Annotated in this window: 17 protein-coding genes and 1 rRNA gene; 8 read left to right on the top strand and 10 right to left on the bottom strand. The window is 64.6% G+C overall.

All coding sequences use genetic code 11. The annotated features are described in order from the left end of the window. Positions 1-618: 618 nt before the first annotated feature. Complete coding sequence (locus ACFWF2_RS11815; protein ID WP_379307161.1) at positions 619-2559, bottom strand: N-6 DNA methylase; 1941 nt, start codon at positions 2557-2559, stop codon at positions 619-621. 405 nt (positions 2560-2964) lie between these two features. On the opposite strand from ACFWF2_RS11815, the gene ACFWF2_RS11810 reads away from it, so the two are divergent. From ACFWF2_RS11810 to ACFWF2_RS11790, 5 genes are all read left to right on the top strand, one after another. Then, positions 2965-3345: a hypothetical protein gene (locus ACFWF2_RS11810; RefSeq protein ID WP_379307160.1), complete on the top strand. Its 381-nt coding sequence runs from the start codon at positions 2965-2967 to the stop codon at positions 3343-3345. 118 nt (positions 3346-3463) lie between these two features. Further along, the gene (locus ACFWF2_RS11805; RefSeq protein ID WP_379307158.1) at positions 3464-3934 is read left to right on the top strand and encodes a hypothetical protein; all 471 of its coding nucleotides are present in this window, start codon (positions 3464-3466) and stop codon (positions 3932-3934) included. Beyond that, positions 3931-4509, top strand: a complete 579-nt coding sequence (locus tag ACFWF2_RS11800) for a 3'-5' exonuclease (protein ID WP_379307156.1) — start codon at positions 3931-3933, stop codon at positions 4507-4509. Before ACFWF2_RS11805 ends, ACFWF2_RS11800 begins: the two co-directional genes overlap by 4 nt. Positions 4510-4564: 55 nt before the next feature. Beyond that, the gene (locus ACFWF2_RS11795; protein WP_379307154.1) at positions 4565-5155 is read left to right on the top strand and encodes a DUF4352 domain-containing protein; all 591 of its coding nucleotides are present in this window, start codon (positions 4565-4567) and stop codon (positions 5153-5155) included. Positions 5156-5209: 54 nt separating this feature from the next. Further along, entirely contained in the window at positions 5210-5884 is a 675-nt protein-coding gene (locus ACFWF2_RS11790) for a DUF4352 domain-containing protein (RefSeq protein ID WP_379307152.1), read from the top strand. A gap of 93 nt (positions 5885-5977) precedes the next feature. Here ACFWF2_RS11790 and ACFWF2_RS11785 read toward each other — a convergent pair whose 3' ends face one another. Together ACFWF2_RS11785 and ACFWF2_RS11780 are read right to left on the bottom strand one after the other, a co-directional pair. After that, positions 5978-6556, bottom strand: coding sequence for a hypothetical protein (locus tag ACFWF2_RS11785; RefSeq protein ID WP_379307150.1), 579 nt, complete (start codon positions 6554-6556; stop codon positions 5978-5980). A 107-nt stretch (positions 6557-6663) separates the two neighbouring features. Then, positions 6664-8538, bottom strand: coding sequence for a M91 family zinc metallopeptidase (locus ACFWF2_RS11780; RefSeq protein ID WP_379307148.1), 1875 nt, complete (start codon positions 8536-8538; stop codon positions 6664-6666). A 305-nt stretch (positions 8539-8843) separates the two neighbouring features. Between ACFWF2_RS11780 and ACFWF2_RS11775 the strand changes: the two genes are divergently transcribed. Together ACFWF2_RS11775 and ACFWF2_RS11770 are read left to right on the top strand one after the other, a co-directional pair. Further along, positions 8844-9152 carry a WXG100 family type VII secretion target gene (locus ACFWF2_RS11775; RefSeq protein WP_379307146.1) on the top strand — a complete coding sequence of 103 codons (309 nt, stop codon included), beginning with the start codon at positions 8844-8846 and terminating at the stop codon, positions 9150-9152. Between the two features lie 224 nt (positions 9153-9376). Next, positions 9377-9868, top strand: a complete 492-nt coding sequence (locus ACFWF2_RS11770) for a hypothetical protein (protein ID WP_379307144.1) — start codon at positions 9377-9379, stop codon at positions 9866-9868. A 15-nt stretch (positions 9869-9883) separates the two neighbouring features. Here ACFWF2_RS11770 and ACFWF2_RS11765 read toward each other — a convergent pair whose 3' ends face one another. The 6 genes from ACFWF2_RS11765 to ACFWF2_RS11740 form a co-directional block, all read right to left on the bottom strand. Next, positions 9884-10423: a hypothetical protein gene (locus ACFWF2_RS11765; protein WP_379307143.1), complete on the bottom strand. Its 540-nt coding sequence runs from the start codon at positions 10421-10423 to the stop codon at positions 9884-9886. Next, complete coding sequence (locus tag ACFWF2_RS11760; RefSeq protein WP_379307141.1) at positions 10401-11477, bottom strand: hypothetical protein; 1077 nt, start codon at positions 11475-11477, stop codon at positions 10401-10403. Before ACFWF2_RS11760 ends, ACFWF2_RS11765 begins: the two co-directional genes overlap by 23 nt. Position 11478: 1 nt before the next feature. Then, positions 11479-12993: a hypothetical protein gene (locus ACFWF2_RS11755; protein ID WP_379307139.1), complete on the bottom strand. Its 1515-nt coding sequence runs from the start codon at positions 12991-12993 to the stop codon at positions 11479-11481. Between the two features lie 608 nt (positions 12994-13601). Further along, positions 13602-14327: a hypothetical protein gene (locus ACFWF2_RS11750; RefSeq protein ID WP_379307137.1), complete on the bottom strand. Its 726-nt coding sequence runs from the start codon at positions 14325-14327 to the stop codon at positions 13602-13604. 33 nt (positions 14328-14360) lie between these two features. Further along, complete coding sequence (locus ACFWF2_RS11745) at positions 14361-15005, bottom strand: Crp/Fnr family transcriptional regulator (RefSeq protein ID WP_379307257.1); 645 nt, start codon at positions 15003-15005, stop codon at positions 14361-14363. Between the two features lie 403 nt (positions 15006-15408). Then, the gene (locus ACFWF2_RS11740) at positions 15409-15975 is read right to left on the bottom strand and encodes a GNAT family N-acetyltransferase (protein WP_379307135.1); all 567 of its coding nucleotides are present in this window, start codon (positions 15973-15975) and stop codon (positions 15409-15411) included. Positions 15976-16179: 204 nt separating this feature from the next. Between ACFWF2_RS11740 and ACFWF2_RS11735 the strand changes: the two genes are divergently transcribed. Next, positions 16180-16755, top strand: a complete 576-nt coding sequence (locus ACFWF2_RS11735; protein WP_379307133.1) for a hypothetical protein — start codon at positions 16180-16182, stop codon at positions 16753-16755. A 79-nt stretch (positions 16756-16834) separates the two neighbouring features. On the opposite strand, the gene rrf is transcribed toward ACFWF2_RS11735, so the two are convergent. Further along, positions 16835-16925 (bottom strand): 5S ribosomal RNA (gene rrf / locus ACFWF2_RS11730); the annotation flags it as partial.

Raw genomic sequence — 16925 nt, 5'->3', positions numbered from 1 at the left:
TCACATGCATGCCCGTTCACGGCTTTCGTGGCGAAACGAACCGGGCGGCATTCGGCAGAAAGGCGTGCTGATGACTATCACTGCTAGCCGACTCACAGTCGGGCTGCTCGCCGCGGCCGTGGTGGCGCTGGCGGGGTGCGACGGAGACGCACCGTCGACTACGCACACTTCCACCGGGTCGGTGTCGCAGAGCTCGCCCGCGGTAGAGCCTCCGCCTGTTACTCCTTCTACACCGGCGCCGCCCGCCGAAATGACGCCGACTACCACAGCATCACAGGCGACATCACCTGCGAGCCTGCCGGCCGAGCCAACCTTCCTGTACTGCGAGAACGGCACCGCGATCTACAGTGGCCAGGCGTACGTAGTCGGAGACCCGCGCTGTCCACAACCCACGCCTGCCAACGACCCTTACGGTCGGGACTACCAGTGCGACGCGCAGGGGACCAACTGCACCTACCCCGACGGCTCACCGGTTCCTGGCTATCAGCGGTGCGGCACCCGGTGTGGCGAAGCACCGACTTCCGGTGAGGTGCAACGCAAATGGATCGAATGCATCGCAGTGAAGTCGGAGGAGCAGTGTCGAGCGGAGCGATGAGATTACGGGCGTAGGGTCGCCCGCTACTCGCGGCTCGGAGCAAGCACCCCCGCGGTCAGCCCCGTCCCGATCAGCTCGGCAGCACTGAGGGCGGCATCCGCGGTCCGGGCAGCCGCCACTCGCAGCAGATGCAATCTTCGGAAAGCCTCCGCATACGGCTTCTGCTCGGCGAGGCGCAGGATCGGGATTCGCAATCGGGACGGGTCGAGACGGATCGTGGTCGAGCCGAACATCGCCGCCGAGTTGTCGGGGCTGCCGATGAAGCCCGCGAAGAACCAAGGATCCATCCTGGTCGGGTCGGTCCGGAAGACGATCACGCCAGAGCCGGGGACCGCACCGATATCGGCGCCCTCGGCGACTCGGGCGCCTTGGGCGGCGCCGTGGTCGTCGCGGAATCGGGACACCAGGACGTCGCCGTCGCGAATCAATTCGGCGGACACCGCAACACCTGGTCCGGTGAGGCCGGACGGACCTTGTCCGGCGAGGAGATCGCGGCCGGACAGTACGGGACGCTGAGGTGCGTCGGGGTCTGCGGCTGCGGGGGTCGTCGGTACGAGTCGAACCGCCCCACCTCGTTCGAGATCACCGACGGTGGCGGTGCGCAGCGCGGTGTCGCCGCGGGTTGACCATTCCTTCACCGTCTCCGCGACGCTGCGAAGTTCGGCGAGTTGCTCGCCGAGCAGGGCGATGGCGGCGTGCGCGGAGGCCGCCACATTGCTGGGGTCGATGGCGGCGCGGACTCGGCGGGCGGGCGTCAGGTCGACGTCGTCGTCGAGGATGTCCATCGTTCGGACAACCGCGGAGAGGTCCGCGACGGTGGCGGCGCCGACGTCACCGTGGTCGAAGGCGCGCCACGAGTCGAGGACTCGCTCGGCGAGAACTTGCCAATCCGATCGGGCGTCACCGTGGCTGGGCAGTCGTGCCGAGTCGGTGAACAGCACTGATTCAGCGGGTTCCGCGCCGGGACGACGCAGCACCCAGATCTGTAGCCCGACCTGGCGTGGCGTCGACGCCCCCTGCGGCAGCGCGATCACCGCACGCAAGGCACCGCCACGGAGGAGCTCCATGCGGATTCGACGACCAGATGTTCGGGAGGCGACGGCCGGAGGAAGAAGAACGACGGCAGTCCCTCCGACACGCAGGTGCGCGAGAATGTGCTGCACCCAGGCGAGTTCGGATTCACCGCGCGGCGGCACCGAGTACTCCCAGCGGAGGTCGACCGCCAACGACTCCGCACCCCAATCACGTTGCGCATAAGGAGGGTTGGCTAGCAGCGCGTCGAACTTCTCACCGGGGAAGGCGTCATCGAGCAGGCTGTCACCGGTACGGATGTCGACCGTGGCGGCCGGGACCCTCGCATGCAGCAGCGCGGCGGTGCGGGCTGCCTGAACGGGGAGCACGTCCTGGCCGGACAGCGCGGTGACACCGATCCGGGTGGCTTCGAGAAGAAGAGTGCCACTGCCGCAGGCGGGATCGAGCAGGCTGCGTGGCGGTGGAGAAGCTGCGGCCGCGAGGATGTCGGCCATAAGCGCGGCGACGGGCGGGTCGGTCGGGTAGACACCCGTGCTTGGCACCGCGTCCAGGCCGCGCTCGGCAAGCACATCCAGGACCTGCTTGATGTCGGTCGCGGCGACGGCGTCGCGAAGGGCTGCGTGCAGTGGCGTATCCGGCGCCGCCGTGAGATCACCTACCAGCTCCATCAGAGTCGGCACGGTGGCCGGGTCGACGCCGGACCGCAGCACGGTGCGCAATTGCTGCAGCGGTGAGTCGGCGGCCTGCACCCCGTGGCCGCGGAGCCATTGCTGCACTTCGCCGAGATCGAACAGCGGTCGAGCCTCGGAGCCGCCGGTCACCGGGACCGGGAAATCGGCGTGCCTACGGCGCCAATTGCTGACGGTGGCGCGGGTGACACCGGCCATCCGGGCGATCTCCGCTGCGGCGACTGTGGCGGTTGAGTCCGACATATGCCTCCCTTTCGACCTGCGAGGGTCGTCAACCGCAAGGTTACACCGCATGAGATTGACGATGTTTTCAGCACAGACCGCAGCTCGCAGCCTATGTTCACCCTACGCGCGCATGAAAACATTGTTAATCATTTGACGGCGGGGTGACGAGGCTGCTACGTTTCTTCCACCGGCAACGCACCTTCCCGCCGACCGCAGAGCAGACCGAAGTTGTTGCTCCGCAATAGATCCCGACCACGATCCCGCCGTCACAGGGCCGTACTTCGTCGTGCCATCCATCACCCGAGAGGAGAGCGTATGTCCACCCACCGACGAGCTCGGCACCGACGACACCGGTCGGGAAACCCTCGTGCGCTGACTCTCCGGAATGGTGACGACCTGCGCAAACAGTGACTGCGAACCCCGGTGAAGCGCTGCTTCCACGGCAAACGGCGGTTCTTCACCCGCGCTGATGCCGAGCTCGTCCTCGGTGGCATCGACACCCGCGACCCCCGACGTCGCGAGGTGCGGTCCTACCAGTGCCCGGCATGCCACGGCTGGCATCTCACCAGCCAGACGATCGAGCAGTACGCCGCAAGCACCTCACCAACTGCACCCGGCCGGGCGCCGATCAAGCTGGACGTTCCTATCAGCAGCAGCCCGGTGCCGACCCCGGCCCAACTGGCAGCCCGACTCGGGGTTCGGCCGACAGCCTCACCCGCGCCGCATCCTGCCTCGACGACCACCCGGCTGCGCGCGCTGTTCGACCGAATTCGACGACAGCTCACCCAGCGCCGCAGGCGCTGACATACCCCTCGAATTCTCGCCGGGCAGGTACTGCCACGGCGCGACCCCGCACGCCCTTGATCGGGTGTTGCCGATCCACGGAGTTGACATGACAACGACTTTCGCGCCATCGCTGGTGGTGCTCGACACCACCGATCAGGAGCTCGTGGTCTGGCAAGTGAACATCAGTCCGGAGCCGATGGTCTCGCGATTGACCGGTGCCTGGGTCGTCTCGCACAGCCGAACCACGACGATTCAGCACCTCGTACACGGATTTCCGTCGGTGCGGCACAGGCCGATTGATCTCCCCGCCGGGGTTAACAGCTCGGCCGTGATCGACATGCACGCCACCGCCGACGCGGTGCGACGCGAAATCGCCTCGGCCGACGCTGCATTCACCGCCGAAATCGCCGACGGACGGAACCGCGAACGTCCGCGATGGCCGGTGCTGCCGGACGTCACACCGGTCAACGTCCTCGCCTTGGCCACTGCCCTTGCCGACATCGCCCATGACTGGGCCGAATTCGAAGCACCCCGCCTCTCGCGGCCCTACCTCGTCCAGTGCGGTGGCCCGCGTGTTCGCCCCCTTCCCCTGGAGGAATCCCGATGACTCTGTCGTTCGCCGCTTTCGACGTCGAAACCGCCAACCCTGCCCGCGGCAGTATCTGTTCGATCGGCATTGCAGTCGTCCGCGACGGTGTGCGGGTGCGGACTCACTCGCTGCTGTGCAGGCCGCCCGCCGCTGTCGGCAGTTTCGCGCCGTTCAATGTGCGCGTCCACAAGATCACGCCGGCGACGGTCGCGGGCCAGCCCACCTTCGCCGAACGGCTGCCCGAGGTGCGAGCCCTGGTTGGTGACCTGCCGGTTATTGCCCACAACGCGACGTTCGACATGAACAACATGATGCGAGCCTGCGAATTCAGCGGCGCTCCGCTCCCCCGGTGGACGTACGGATGTTCGTTGTCGTGGTCGAAACGGCAACTGCAGCTGCCGAATTACAAGCTCAGCACCGTATCGGCCGCACTCGGAGTTTCGCTCGAGCAGCACCACGAAGCGGGAGCCGACGCCGCCGCGGCTGCAGACATCACCCTCGTCTTGGCCCGCCTTGCGGGCGCCGCATCGATCGACGAACTGGCCCGCCTCAACAGCTCGCGGCTCAGCGTGCTCGGCGGGGTCTACGGCTGACCGCAGCCGGTCCCGACAACTGAATACCAGTTCCCTTCTCTCCCCAGGAGTCACGATGACCAACCCCCAGTACCCCGCCCAACCCGGCTACCCGCAGGGACCCCACTACCCGCAGCCGCCGCGGAAGAAGAAGGTGTGGCCGTGGATGGTCGGTGGAATCCTCGCCGTCATCCTGCTGATGTTCGGCGGTTGCGTCGCGCTGATCGGTGGGGCGGCGAACGAGGTCGCCAAGGCCGAGGAGAAGCGCAACACCGCCGCGCCGGCCGGATCGGAAGTCCGCGACGGGAAGTTCTCGTTCTTGGTCACGGGCGTGGAAGAACCGGTGACGGTGATCGGCACCAACGACATTCTGAAGGAGCAGGCGCAGGGTGAATTCATCCAGGTCCACGTCGACGTGACCAACGTCGGTAACGAGGCGCAGCACTACTTCGGGTCGAATCAGAAGCTGATCGACGATCAGGGGCGCGAGTTCGCCAACGACACGGGCGCCGAGATCAACGTCAACGACCATCTCACCGAGGAGATCAATCCTGGCAACAAGGTGTCGATCACCCTCGTGTTCGACGTGCCCCGGGGCACCGTGCCCACCGCGATCGAGTTCCACGACTCGGCGTTCTCCGCCGGCGCGCGAGTCGCACTCAAGTAGCCGACTTCGGCGCCGGGACAGGTAGTCCCGGCGCCCTCGGACCAAGGAACCACGATGACGAACCCGCCTGGCTATCCCTCCCAACCGCCCTACAACCTGCCGCGCCCATACCCCCCCGGATTCCGGCCGCCACCCAAGAACAACAATGCGCTGATCCTGTGGATCGCGGGCAGCTGCGTCGGCGTGTGCCTGCTCGGTATATTCGCTATCGGCGCAGACACATCGGACTCGTCAAACCGTTCGAGCGCCACCACCAGTCGCTCGGTCCATGGCGCGGGTGTCCCGACCGGTACTCCTGCGCCGACCACGGTCGCTCCGAAGCCGGCCAAGAACCAGCCGGCGCCCGCCGGAACCGCGGTGCGCGACGACAAATTCGAGTTCCTGGTGACCGGCATCGACCAGGGCGACACAGTCCTCGGCGGTGGATTCTGGTCCGAGCGGGCAACCGGGGAGTTCGTCGTGGTCCGGGTCCAGGTCACCAATATCGGCAACGAAGCCCGGACCTTCTACGGCACCAACCAGTACCTCTACGACGAGCACAACCGGAAGTTCGACAGCAGCTTCGGAGCCAATGCGGCATTGTCTGACGACTTCGGCAGCATCGAGCTCAATCCGGGTCTGAGTGTGGCCACGGCCATCGTGTTCGATGTGCCGCCAGGGACTGTACCCGCGGTGCTGCAGTTCCATGACTCGATGTTCTCGGGCGGAGTCAAGGTCCGGGCCGGTTAGCGCGAAATCGTCCGCTACCCGTGTTCTCACTCACCCAGGAGAAGTCCCATTGATTTGCGCTCTGAGCACCCACACGGCTTCCACGATGTTCGCTCAGACTGGCTCTGGATCGCTACAGAGATGTGTCTGTGCATTGAAGTCGAGATCGCGATAGTCATACCGCTGCTCGCCGTCGCGTTCAGTCGGCTGCGGGGTCATGTTTTTAGAGCGCATCAGCCCGACGCAGAAGACGACGTGTCCTGGTCGCGAAGGCATGGGCGCGAGGTCCCCTGGGTCCAGCGGCTGGTATGGATGAATCGTTGTCAGGGGTAGGGAAACGGTGAATTCCTCGGCGAAGGTGGCGCCAGGGTCGATCCGCAGCAGATCCGGCTCCGGCGGTGCCTGGTACCGCAGCTTCGGGCAATCGACCGAACGGAACAATCGTTTGCTGATTTCCACGATGCCATCGCTACGCGGAACGACATAGTGCCCCTGCGCGCCTCCCTTACCATCGGCATCCGGGACGCGGGCGACTACGTACACCGCTTCGGATCGATGGTTCGTCAGGCGATAGCCGACAACGATTCGATTGCCGGTCGAGTCGAATGTCGTGTCGAGCTCGATGGATGGGTCATCGGCCGCGACGGGCCGCGCTTCACACAGATACGGGTCGGTCCGCGGGGCATCGGCCACAGTCGACTCTGTTCGATCACTCGGACCTGGCGCGCCGCACGCGTTGACGAGGCCGACAAGGGCGGCGGCCAATGTGATTCGGATACGCCGGGCGTACATCGCCCTTGTCATCGTGTCGTCGGACGGTAGTGTTGGCGAGCCGGGAGGCCGAGTTCTGCTCGCAGCGCGTTTTCCGTGATCTGTGATGGGTGCTCACTGTCGGACACGCGCTGCTCCGGGGTCTGCGGGTTGTCGTCATGATCAATCGGCAGGCCGACCGCGACTCGTTCTCCCTCCTGGATTCCATGATCGACAGCATCATCACCGCTGTAGACGATGGGATTGCTGCTGTTCCACCGGATCGTTCCGTGGGTGATGTCGTAGGCGTGGGCGGCTTCATGTTGGAGGATGACCGACGGTGGCGTGTTGTTGTAGGGCTCATTCGCGTACTGTCCGCCGAACTGCACCATTGTCGGATCGTAGGTGATCGTCGAGTCGGAGCCGACATTCGGTTTCCCCGACGGATCGATCGTCGCCCGGCTCCAGTCACCATTCGCCGAATTTTGGCCGTCTGTGCCCTCTTTGATCGTGACCGTGTGCTCGGTGTTGCTGAGTCCCTCCAGCGTCTGCTGACCGGTCGGCGAAGACCGGTAGAACTCGAGATCGGCATTCACCCGTTCCTTGAACTCGTCGCTGCCTTCGACCTTGATCTTGTCGGGGTCGATATTCGTGAGGACGACGTCGACCACGGTGTTGGTTCCCCCGTTGCCCGCCTCCATCGTGGTGTCCTCGCCGCGCTGCACGTAGTAGGTGTCATTGCCGCCGAAGCTGTCACCGACGTCGTCGTTGCCTGCTCCTGCGTACAGTTTGTCGTCGCCGACGCCACCCCGCAGGATGTCGTCGCCGAGGCCACCGGAAAGGATGTCGTTGCCGTCGCCGCCGATCACGAAATCACCGCCTTGGCCGCCGTCGAGGTAGTCGTTGCCGCCCTCGCCCTGTATCTGGTCGGCGTCGTCGCCACCGTAGATGACGTCGTCGCCATCGCCGCCCTTGATGAGGTCTTGGCCGGTGGACCCGTTGATGTAGTCGCGGCCGCTACCACCGGCAAGGGAGTCGCTGCCCTTGCCGCCCTCGATCTTGTTGTCGCCGTCGCCGGCCGTGATCGTGTCATCGCCGTCGCCGCCGGAGATCGTGTCGTTGCCTGCGCCGCCGCGGATCGTGTCGCGGCCGTCGCCTCCTTCGATCTTCACGCCGACCCGGGTTCCTGGCGAGACAGTGATCGTGTCGTTGCCCGCGTCGGTTTTGATCGTGATGTTCTTCGATTGATCCGCCGTCAGCGGGGGTTCGACCGGCTTCCCGTTCACCGTGACGGTGGCGATGTGGGTGTTCGGGTCCTCGGTCACTTCGACGGTGTCGTCGCCGGCGCCGGTTTCGATGACGATCCCAGTGTTATCCCGCGAGATGTTGGGTTGATTGCCCGGCGCTTCAACAACCACGTCGCCTGCTGCTCGGTTCAGCGCAGCAGCGTTCTCGTCATCCAACGCGCGCGCGTCGGTGATGATCTTGGCAGCGTCGACTTCCAGTTGCGCCGCGACCCGCGTGCGGCGCGCCTTCTCGTCGTCGGACAGGCCCTCTGTGCGGCCGGTTTCGGCCCAGAGATCATGCAGCTTCCCCTCGGCCGACACGGTAAATCCTTCGGTTCCTGCGAGGCCTTCGATCTCCACCGCCTTGTTGCGCAAGTCCTCCATCGTGGTGATGGTGTTCAGCGCCAGCGAATTCAACGGTTCGACTTGGCCAGCCAGGCGATCCAGCTCCGCGGCGAACGAGGTGATCTTCTGCTGGGCCGCATCATCGGCGGCGCCCGTCCACCCCTCGATATCGGCCGACCGCCGCACCACGGACTCGAGCAGGCGGATCGATGCAGCGCGCTGCGAGTATGCCCGTGCCATCGCCTCGAGACTGTCGCCGTTCCAGTCCTTCACGTCGTTCCACGCCAACGTCATCACGCCACCATCCCGGGCACCTGCCGATCCGCCCAGTCGAAACTCACCCGATACCTATAGAGACGCGGCTCAACCCGAAACGGTTCCATTCAATCCTCCAAAACCCGAATCTTCTCCAAACGCCCGGAATACAGGCAGTTTGATGGTGACCGCCGGGTGCCACGAGCCACACGATGGCGACTGCGGAGCATGACGATGAGTCATACTGCGATGAGCAGCACGGCGCTCGTACGGCCACACTCCCAGCACAACCCGGGATCGTGCGGCACGGGCTGAGGATGAGCTCCGCAGAAGTTGAGGATCCAATGGGCGTTAGCGAGAACGTGTCGGTGGCCATCACGGCCTTACAGCAGACGGCAACCCGGCTGCGTGACGAGGTGACGACCTCCGGGATGGACCTCACGTCGTGCTCCAGGCAGATGGCTGACCAGCATCAGGGGTGGGGTCCTGCCGCCGAGACCGCAAGCACCGCGTTGCAAGCCGCCTGGGACCAGGCCGACCAGGCCTTGCTGGGCAAGCTCAACGCTATATCCGATGACTTGGATGCGTGCGCGCGCGCCTACACCGCGGTCGACTCGGCAACAGCCGGCGCGCTGTCACAAACCCAGACCTGAGTTCGGAGACCCGGTCCAGCACGTCGCCTCACAGTGCCTCGAAATAGTCTTCGTCGAGTTCCACTACAGAGAGACCGCGCGCTGCTGAACGCCGACCGCGTACCTGATCATCAGTTTCGTCAACGGACTGGGCGAGCTGGCCTGACGTAGCACAGCGGGCAGCCGAAACCCGTTGTGTGTCTTAGTACCTGGAGATCGGCAGCCCGCACTGATGTGCTGACCCCATGATGATTCACACCACACGCCTCAGCCCACTCGACGATCTCAACACCGCACTCCGCACCATCTCCGAGTTCAATCGCGTCATCCTCGCCGCGGACACCAAAGCGGGCCTGCTGTTGACCGCCAACGGATTCGCACTGACCGGGCTGGTCACCACCGCGCGCACCTCCATGAACACCGTACTTGTCGTGATGGCGATCGGACTCGCGGTGAGCCTGATCGTCTGTATGGGCTACCTCGCCGCGACGCTGCGACCTAGACTCAGCGGTTCCGGAACCGGCAACTGGTTCTGCTTTCCGAGTTTTCCCGTCGAAGCGGACGACCGACCGCGGACCCCGGTGCTGGCCGATCAGGCATGGTGGCAAGCCGGCGCTCTGGCCGACATCGCCCAGCACAAGTACCACCGGTTCGCGGTGGCCCTGCGCTGGACGGCGATCAGCCTCGTCGTCTTCCTTGCTTGGTTCACTGTGGCGCTACTCGGCGCGCCCGCGTGATCGACGCATCCGGAGCTATCCGTTCCAGTGCTGCACCGGAGACACACACGGTTGGCTATCGGCCACGCAGGACCCGCTGTTCCACGAGAGGAATGCCAGGACGAGCAGGATGCCCGCGATCGCTCGCCGAAATTTGCCGACCGATCCGAGAATCCGCAGTACAACAGCCAGAGCGGCCCGCAACCAGTCCACCAAGACCAGCACGCTCTCACCGTAGCCGTACACGAAGGCTCCCGGCTTTCGCCCGGCTTTGACCAGGAGCTTGGTTACCAGCCACTCCGGCGCCAACAACACCACCGGGACCGGCGCGGTGAGCCGCTCTTCGTGCCCGACCAATTTGCCGCTTACCCATGGCACCAGCTTGCCAACGACAACCGTCAGCACGGTGAACGCCACCGCCGCGGTGGTCAGAAACTCCACCGTCTCGGCCCATTTCGCGGTGAAACCCAGGTCGAGCAGGACTTTGTCCAGCTGCGCGATCAGTCCTCCGAACACGGGCAGCTCGATCAACGGATTTCCCGCGACAAGGGGGTCAGACATCGTCGTCATCATCATCGGACCGGTCGAGCACCTCGGCCTCTTGGACGAGTGCCGACATCGGTGACGCGGCCAGCTCGGGCTTCGGTGGTACCTCCGGGCCAGGTCCCAATGCCGCTGGACTCAAATGGTCGGCGATGACCGCCGTCGCACGCGCCATGATGTCTTGGACATCGCGCTTGTTGACCAGGCTTTGGTCCAGCAGCGCGTTCAGCATGCCGTGCGCAGCATCGAAGTCAATCTGCTTCTGACGCATCATCAACGCGATGACCTCGTTGACATCGTCACGGTTGGACGCCAGCCGATACGCGAGCACGCTCAACTCACCACCTTGCAGTGCCTCCGCATAGAAGCTCATCCGCTGTTGCTCCAACTCGAGGTCGCGTCGCTGGGCGAGCTTGACGAGCTCGTAGTCCTGGTGGGAGGTCTGCAGTCTCAGACCGTGTTGGGATTCGTTCTCGCTCAGTTGCAGTTGCGCGGTGTGCAGACGCGCGTCGTGCTCGGCGGCACGACGTTGCGCCTTTCTGTGGTCGAACGTGGCTTCCTGGATGTAGGCGTGCGTGCTCGATTCCGGAGCCAGCTTCACCGAACAGCTCAATAGCGTAATCCCGCAGCCCAACTCGAACACTCGGCCGGCGAAGTGCTCGTTGATGTCACGCTCGGCCACCGCGAAACCTTCGACCTTATATTCGCGGCTCAACCGACGCAGTTCCCGTTCGAGGAACGGCCGGTACACCTGCTCGCCGCTGGCGGGGTGGTCCTTGACCGCTTTCACCGGGTCAGTCACCTGCCACGCTGTGTCGACCTCGGCGGTGAAGGTGAACACTCCCTCAGCCGCAGGTAGATCGAACTTGCACGGTTCGTGATGTACTGCGACATCCACCCAGTGGACGCCGACAGGAGGGCGGAAGAACACCTCACCCGCCGACGGCCGACGAGTCATCAGCAGCAACTCGCCTGCACGATCCACCGACACTGCCGCGTGTCCATCGGTCGGCGGACGAAATGTCCGCCACGCGGCCCGCTCCACCGCGGCGTAGCGGATCAGCGGGCGCGCCCCGTCGATTGTCATGTCAATTCATCCTTTTCGGATCGATCATTGTCAGTAGTTCGGCAACGGCCACAGCCGGACCGTTGTGCTCGTCAGCCCATTCACGGAGGTAGTACGGAACGACTCCGTTGTTCTGATCCGCCTTCTCCAGGTCGGCCAGCAGTCGCCCCAGCGGCCCACGTAATTGAGTGTCGTGCTCGGCGATATATACCCATCGCCGTATCTCGTCGTAGGCAGCCGGCAGAAAGTATGGTGCTTGCATCAGGCGGGCGAAGAGCACGACGATATCGTCGCGATGCTCGCTGGATCGATCGGCTAGCCAGACCAGGACCGGCCACGGATGCACACCCTCCGCGGTATCGACCGACAGATCGAAGCTCAGTTGCAGGACGCATAAGAATCCGGTGGCACGCAGGCCTTTCCGTTGCGACGCGGTCCATCTTCGCAGCTCACGCAGGACGCGACCTGTCTGCTCTCGAACGTTGAAGAGCTCGATCATGCTGTAACACACAGCATTTCGCAGTTCAGGGTCGGCGCTGCGAGCTGTTTGGCGCAACAGCCCGATGGCACGATGCGGCATGAGTTGCCCCACTGCGCTACCCAGCGCAGCCGTCGCCGTGACTCGCCGCGCCGGTGGCTGTCCCGGCCGCGACCATGCCGCGAGCATCCGCGCAACCAGCGGCGCGAGTTCGGGCTGCAGACCGGGGAACTGCAACGCGCCGATCGCGGCATACTGGTCGTTGCGCCGGCCGCTGTCGGCCCACGGTTCGATCACCAATTGTCTGGCGTGTTCGAACTCGAATGTAGACAACAGGCCCACAGCGACGCCGGCCCGCGTACTCACCCTGAGGTCGCCGACCCCGCCGAGTTCGCGCAACCAGTCACGAACCAGCTCGTGCGCAGCGGGGTACTCCTGCCAAACGTATTCGAGCAGTCGCCGGGGAATTCGATCGTCCGCGAATCGCACCATGTCGACCGGGATTCGGCCGTATTCACTGTCCTCGTGGGACCGATACGACTGCGCCCTGGCCCTGTTCAGCAGCTCGGCGCTCCGCACGCCGAACACCGACTGAGCTGGCGCGCCATCCTCGTCGACGGCCTCCGCTACCGCAATCAGCCTCGCCAGTGTCCGGCCCGCCACGGATACGATGTGCAGCGGCATATTGTTGAACACCGCCAAGGCGATCACGAACGGGCGAGTATCGGCGTCAAGATCGTCGAACCACTGCCGGAACCGATTGTCGTCGGACGCTGAATACCGACCGACGACCTCGGCGATATCGATTCGCCCCCGGGCAACGTCGACAAGCTGCGCGGCCAGTTGGGTCAGTTCGCGGGCTGGCGGGCGATGCTCGGAAACGAGGCTCAGCAACTGCGTCACCTCGGCCCGATCGAGCAGGCCGAGCTCATCGGCGGAAAGCTGATTGACCAGGTAGTTGTTCACCGTCGCCGAAACATCGGCGGGCTCACCGCCGTCGAGCACGAATGGGTAGATATCGGCGCCCAGCTCGGCTCGTTCGTCCACGATGACGACCAATCGGCATTCGTGCTCGACCAACCGTCGCCCGAGTTGCTCGAGATGGAACTCGCTCAGGAACCGCAGCTGTTCGCTCTCGGGAGAATCGAGCAGATAGCCGGTCCGCTGATCGAACTCGATATCCAACGACCGTAGTGCCACATCGGGATTGAGCTTGTGCACACCGCCTGAGCACTGGCGACTCAGCGCCCGCAATGCGGTCGCAGTCTTTCCCCACCCCGCAGGGGCGCGCAGAAGCAACACCGGCTCCGACTTCAGGCGGTCGCACATCTGCTCGAATCTCGGCGGCGGTTCGAACATCTGCGCGAGATCATCGAGCCGACCGGCTGACACCGGCCCGCTCGGCACGAACACCGCGCCGGATATGCCCGCGTAATTGTCGCGCCCGACCAGGGTGCCGACCTGTGTGTCACCGATGATCACCGTGTTGGCACTGAGCGACAGCCCGAGCGCGCCGACCGCGTCGGTCAGCGCGGTCACCGCGGCGCGCGCCTCACGTTTGCGTTCCGCATCGGTGGCTCGCCGGCGGATACCGGCCGCCTCCGCCTCGGCGTCCTCGACAAGCTCCGGCCGCGTGGTCTCCTCAGCGACCGGCGCCTCGGAATCGGTCACGCCGGCACCGTCCCGCCGACGTTGTCACCACCGATGATGGTGCGAGCTCGCACATCACCGACGATCATGTTGTTGGCCCTGATCGAACCGGATTCGTCGGTCAGGACGGCCTTCTTCCGAGCTCCGCCAGGCTCGGAGGCAACGGCGGGAAGCGGAGGCTCAGGGTAGCCCGGGACCCGAAGCCACGCCCGTACCTTGCCTTCCTTGGTCGTGATCTCGGCATCGCGGTACTCGGCGGGACTCACCCTCGGCCGGTAGTTATGACGAACGACACCCTGATACACGAGATCCGAGACGGCGATGACCCCGACAGCCCTGGCTGCGATCTTCAGCGTGTCTTTGACAACGGCGGCATCGTTGAGCCGGAACGTGGCGGTCAGCGCGTCACTGGACCAACCTTGCTCGTCCTTGTGCACATAGCCCTCGTGCACGGCGATACGGACACGCATCCAATCGAGTGGGCCGACTGTGTGGTTGTGGACACGCACGCCCTCCACCACGGACTCGGCAACCTTGTCCAGGACGTCCAGCACGGGTAGGTCGAGTACGAACAGGCAGCCGTCGCCCCGATCATCGCCCACGACAACCGATCCGGTGCGATCGGTTACCTCGCCGAGAATCCCGTATAGCGTCGAGCGCATCGCCGCGAGTTCAGCATTGCCCAGCTGACTCGAGTTCTCGACGTCGACGACGAGAAAGCTGCGGTGCAGCGGTTCGTTCATGGTTGCCTCCGTTTGGTGTGGATCGCCTCATGTCTATCGGGGGTCGGTGGGCATGTCTGCGTCCAAATGCACACTCGGCAGCCCTTCCACGATGTCGGCGAGAAGATCTGGCCGCAGTAGCTCCACCCGTCGCCGACCGGTCCGCACCGCATCGAGCTCACGCAACCGTTTCAGGGCCTTGGACACCGCTTCTCGCGACGCGCCCGCCGCGTGCGCCAACTCGTCCTGTGACAACGGCAAAGTGATGATCACCCCATCGTCTCCCCGCTCGCCGTAGCGTCGGGCGTAGTCGAGCAGCAAGCGCGCGATTCGCTCGGTAACGCTGTACGCACCGAATTCGAGGCGCTGAACATCGGCTTCACGCAGGCGGCTCACCACTATCCGCAACAGCGTGAACGCGACCTTGCCGTCGCCGATGAGCAAGTCGCGAAACGCCGATCCCGAGAGCACGGTCGCGGTCACCGAGGACAGGGCTGTCACCGTGGCCGAGCGAGCCCTGCCGTCGATCGCGGAGAACTCGCCGAGCAGATCGCCCGGCCCACGTATCGCCAGCAGCGCTTGTTTGCCACTGACTGCCGCTGAAGCCACCTTGACACGCCCGGCCTCGATGACCACAACATGCTCAGATTGCTCGCCTTCGCGCATCAGCACCGACCCGGCGGACCATTGACGCCGTATACCGGCATCCAGTAGGGACTTTCGACTGAGCTGCCACGCCTCGTCGAGGTTCAGATCTCCCCCTAGGCAAAGTCACTGCCGACGCGTGGCAGTGATCTTGTCTAATTATTAAGTGCAACAACGCACTTCGGGCCATTGCCCCGGCTGAAAATCTACTCAACACCCTCCCCCGACCGCAACACGATTACCTCACCACACGAACCGAACATCGGCCGTTGCCGCCCGGAGTAGGCGACTACCTCACGACCTCGTAGTCCCTGCTCAACCAGAAGTTGTGCCGCCGTCGCCGACAACTGTTCCGCCCGGAGTCGTCGTGCTGAGGTCGGACGGTGGCACAGCCAAGCCGCAAAACAGGCGCCCAACGGGATCGGTACGGATTCGGGTTGAGCAGGTGCAGCCGCAGTCATCCCACTGTGAACGAGTGCAGGGCCGCGGCCAGCAGTGTCTGCTCGGCGTCGAACTGCTCGAAGGTGCTGACCGTGCGGAAACCCAGGCGGACCGCGAGTCTGAGTGAGCGCTGGTTGGCTGTCTGGGTGACGACCAGGACCGGCTGATCGGGGAGTTCGTCTGCGGCTGCTCGCAATACGGCGGTGGCGGCCTCGGACGCCAGTCCCGCGCCCCAGGCGTCGCGCCTCATCAGATAGCCCAATTCCAGCTCCTCGCCGCCTTCGATGACTCGACCGGGCTGGTCCGGTGCCCGGCATTTGATCTCGAATGTTCCGATGAGCTCATCGGTCGCTTTGTCGGCGATGACGAAGGTACCGGGCGCGTCGGTCGCGTTGGCCGCACCCCCGATCGCGTCGAGGTATCGCTCGATATCCTCCCGGAGACGTGGACCACCGATATAGGCCGCAACCTCCGCGTCGGTTCGTAGCTCGACAAGCCGCGCCCGATCGGCGTCACGTGCCTTGCGCAGCAGGACCCGCTCCGCGACGATTTCCACAACAGACAGCATCGGCAACAGACTCATACGGCTCCCCCTTCGCTGATCCCGGGGCCACCGGCATCACCCTCGATACTAAGCGTCGCCTGCTGCCTGTTCAGAACGGCGGCTGACGCCTACCGTCGGCGGGGTTGCCTAGATCGCCGATGACCGCCGCACCGAGGCGCCGGCACCTCGAGCTTGGGTTGGTGTCGACACGATCGGCGTCGATGGCATGGGACGATTGGCGCCATGGCGGAGATCGCGACGATTGTTCCTGTCGAGGGAGGTTGGCGGGTCCACAGTGGCCGTGAGCGAGAGGTGGTCGTCGAGGACATACGTCAGGCGGCATTCGGCATCGCCAGATTGATCGATCCAGATCGCTGGTACGAGGTAGCGCGCAGCCTTGTTCTCGTCGACACGAGCGGCGCACAGGTGCACGCTTTCACGGTGTTCTTCGACTGGAACAACGATGAGGCGCGTGTCCGCGCGATTGCCGACAAGGTGCCGCCGGAGGGCTGCCGGTGGTATCTCGAAGGTCCGGGTGTGCATTGCCTGCGCCCTGGTGGGACCCGGCTGGAGGCGATAGCCGCGCTCGCTGCGGAACTTCGCGAAAACTATGGATTCACAGTCGACTTCGGATACGACAAGGACGAGTGGGACGGCGAGCCGGACCGCATCGCGCATCTGCTGCTGAATGCCGTCAACCGGGCAGCGTCGAGCGGCGTCGACGAACACCAGTTGATGCGGTTCGTCACCACGGCGCTCGGGGGAACTGTCACCATGACAGAGGGTTCGGACGAAATGTTCGAGAGCTACGTGCTGTAACGAGACCCGCCCCTGAGAGACCTTGTCCGGGAACGCAAAAAGGCCCTCCAACAATGCTGGAGGGCCTTTCGCAATGATGTTCCGGCGGTGTCCTACTCTCCCACACCCTGTCGAGTGCAGTACCATCGGCGCAGGTGGCCTTAGCTTCCGGGTTCGGAATGGGACCGGGC

The sequence above is a fragment of the Nocardia sp. NPDC060259 genome (genome assembly GCF_042728775.1).
Classification (GTDB): domain Bacteria; phylum Actinomycetota; class Actinomycetes; order Mycobacteriales; family Mycobacteriaceae; genus Nocardia.
This window is presented reverse-complemented; position numbering and strand designations above follow the sequence as displayed.

Excerpts from the sequence above, each read along its gene's own strand:
- ACFWF2_RS11815 (WP_379307161.1), bottom strand. The coding sequence starts at position 2,559 with ATGTCGGACTCAACCGCCACAGTCGCCGCAGCGGAGATCGCCCGGATG.
- ACFWF2_RS11740 (WP_379307135.1), bottom strand. The coding sequence starts at position 15,975 with ATGAGTCTGTTGCCGATGCTGTCTGTTGTGGAAATCGTCGCGGAGCGG.
- ACFWF2_RS11765 (WP_379307143.1), bottom strand. The coding sequence starts at position 10,423 with ATGATGATGACGACGATGTCTGACCCCCTTGTCGCGGGAAATCCGTTG.
- ACFWF2_RS11735 (WP_379307133.1), top strand. The coding sequence starts at position 16,180 with ATGGCGGAGATCGCGACGATTGTTCCTGTCGAGGGAGGTTGGCGGGTC.
- ACFWF2_RS11775 (WP_379307146.1), top strand. The coding sequence starts at position 8,844 with ATGGGCGTTAGCGAGAACGTGTCGGTGGCCATCACGGCCTTACAGCAG.
- ACFWF2_RS11790 (WP_379307152.1), top strand. The coding sequence starts at position 5,210 with ATGACGAACCCGCCTGGCTATCCCTCCCAACCGCCCTACAACCTGCCG.
- ACFWF2_RS11800 (WP_379307156.1), top strand. The coding sequence starts at position 3,931 with ATGACTCTGTCGTTCGCCGCTTTCGACGTCGAAACCGCCAACCCTGCC.
- ACFWF2_RS11795 (WP_379307154.1), top strand. The coding sequence starts at position 4,565 with ATGACCAACCCCCAGTACCCCGCCCAACCCGGCTACCCGCAGGGACCC.
- ACFWF2_RS11770 (WP_379307144.1), top strand. The coding sequence starts at position 9,377 with ATGATGATTCACACCACACGCCTCAGCCCACTCGACGATCTCAACACC.
- ACFWF2_RS11760 (WP_379307141.1), bottom strand. The coding sequence starts at position 11,477 with ATGACAATCGACGGGGCGCGCCCGCTGATCCGCTACGCCGCGGTGGAG.
- ACFWF2_RS11750 (WP_379307137.1), bottom strand. The coding sequence starts at position 14,327 with ATGAACGAACCGCTGCACCGCAGCTTTCTCGTCGTCGACGTCGAGAAC.
- ACFWF2_RS11780 (WP_379307148.1), bottom strand. The coding sequence starts at position 8,538 with ATGACGTTGGCGTGGAACGACGTGAAGGACTGGAACGGCGACAGTCTC.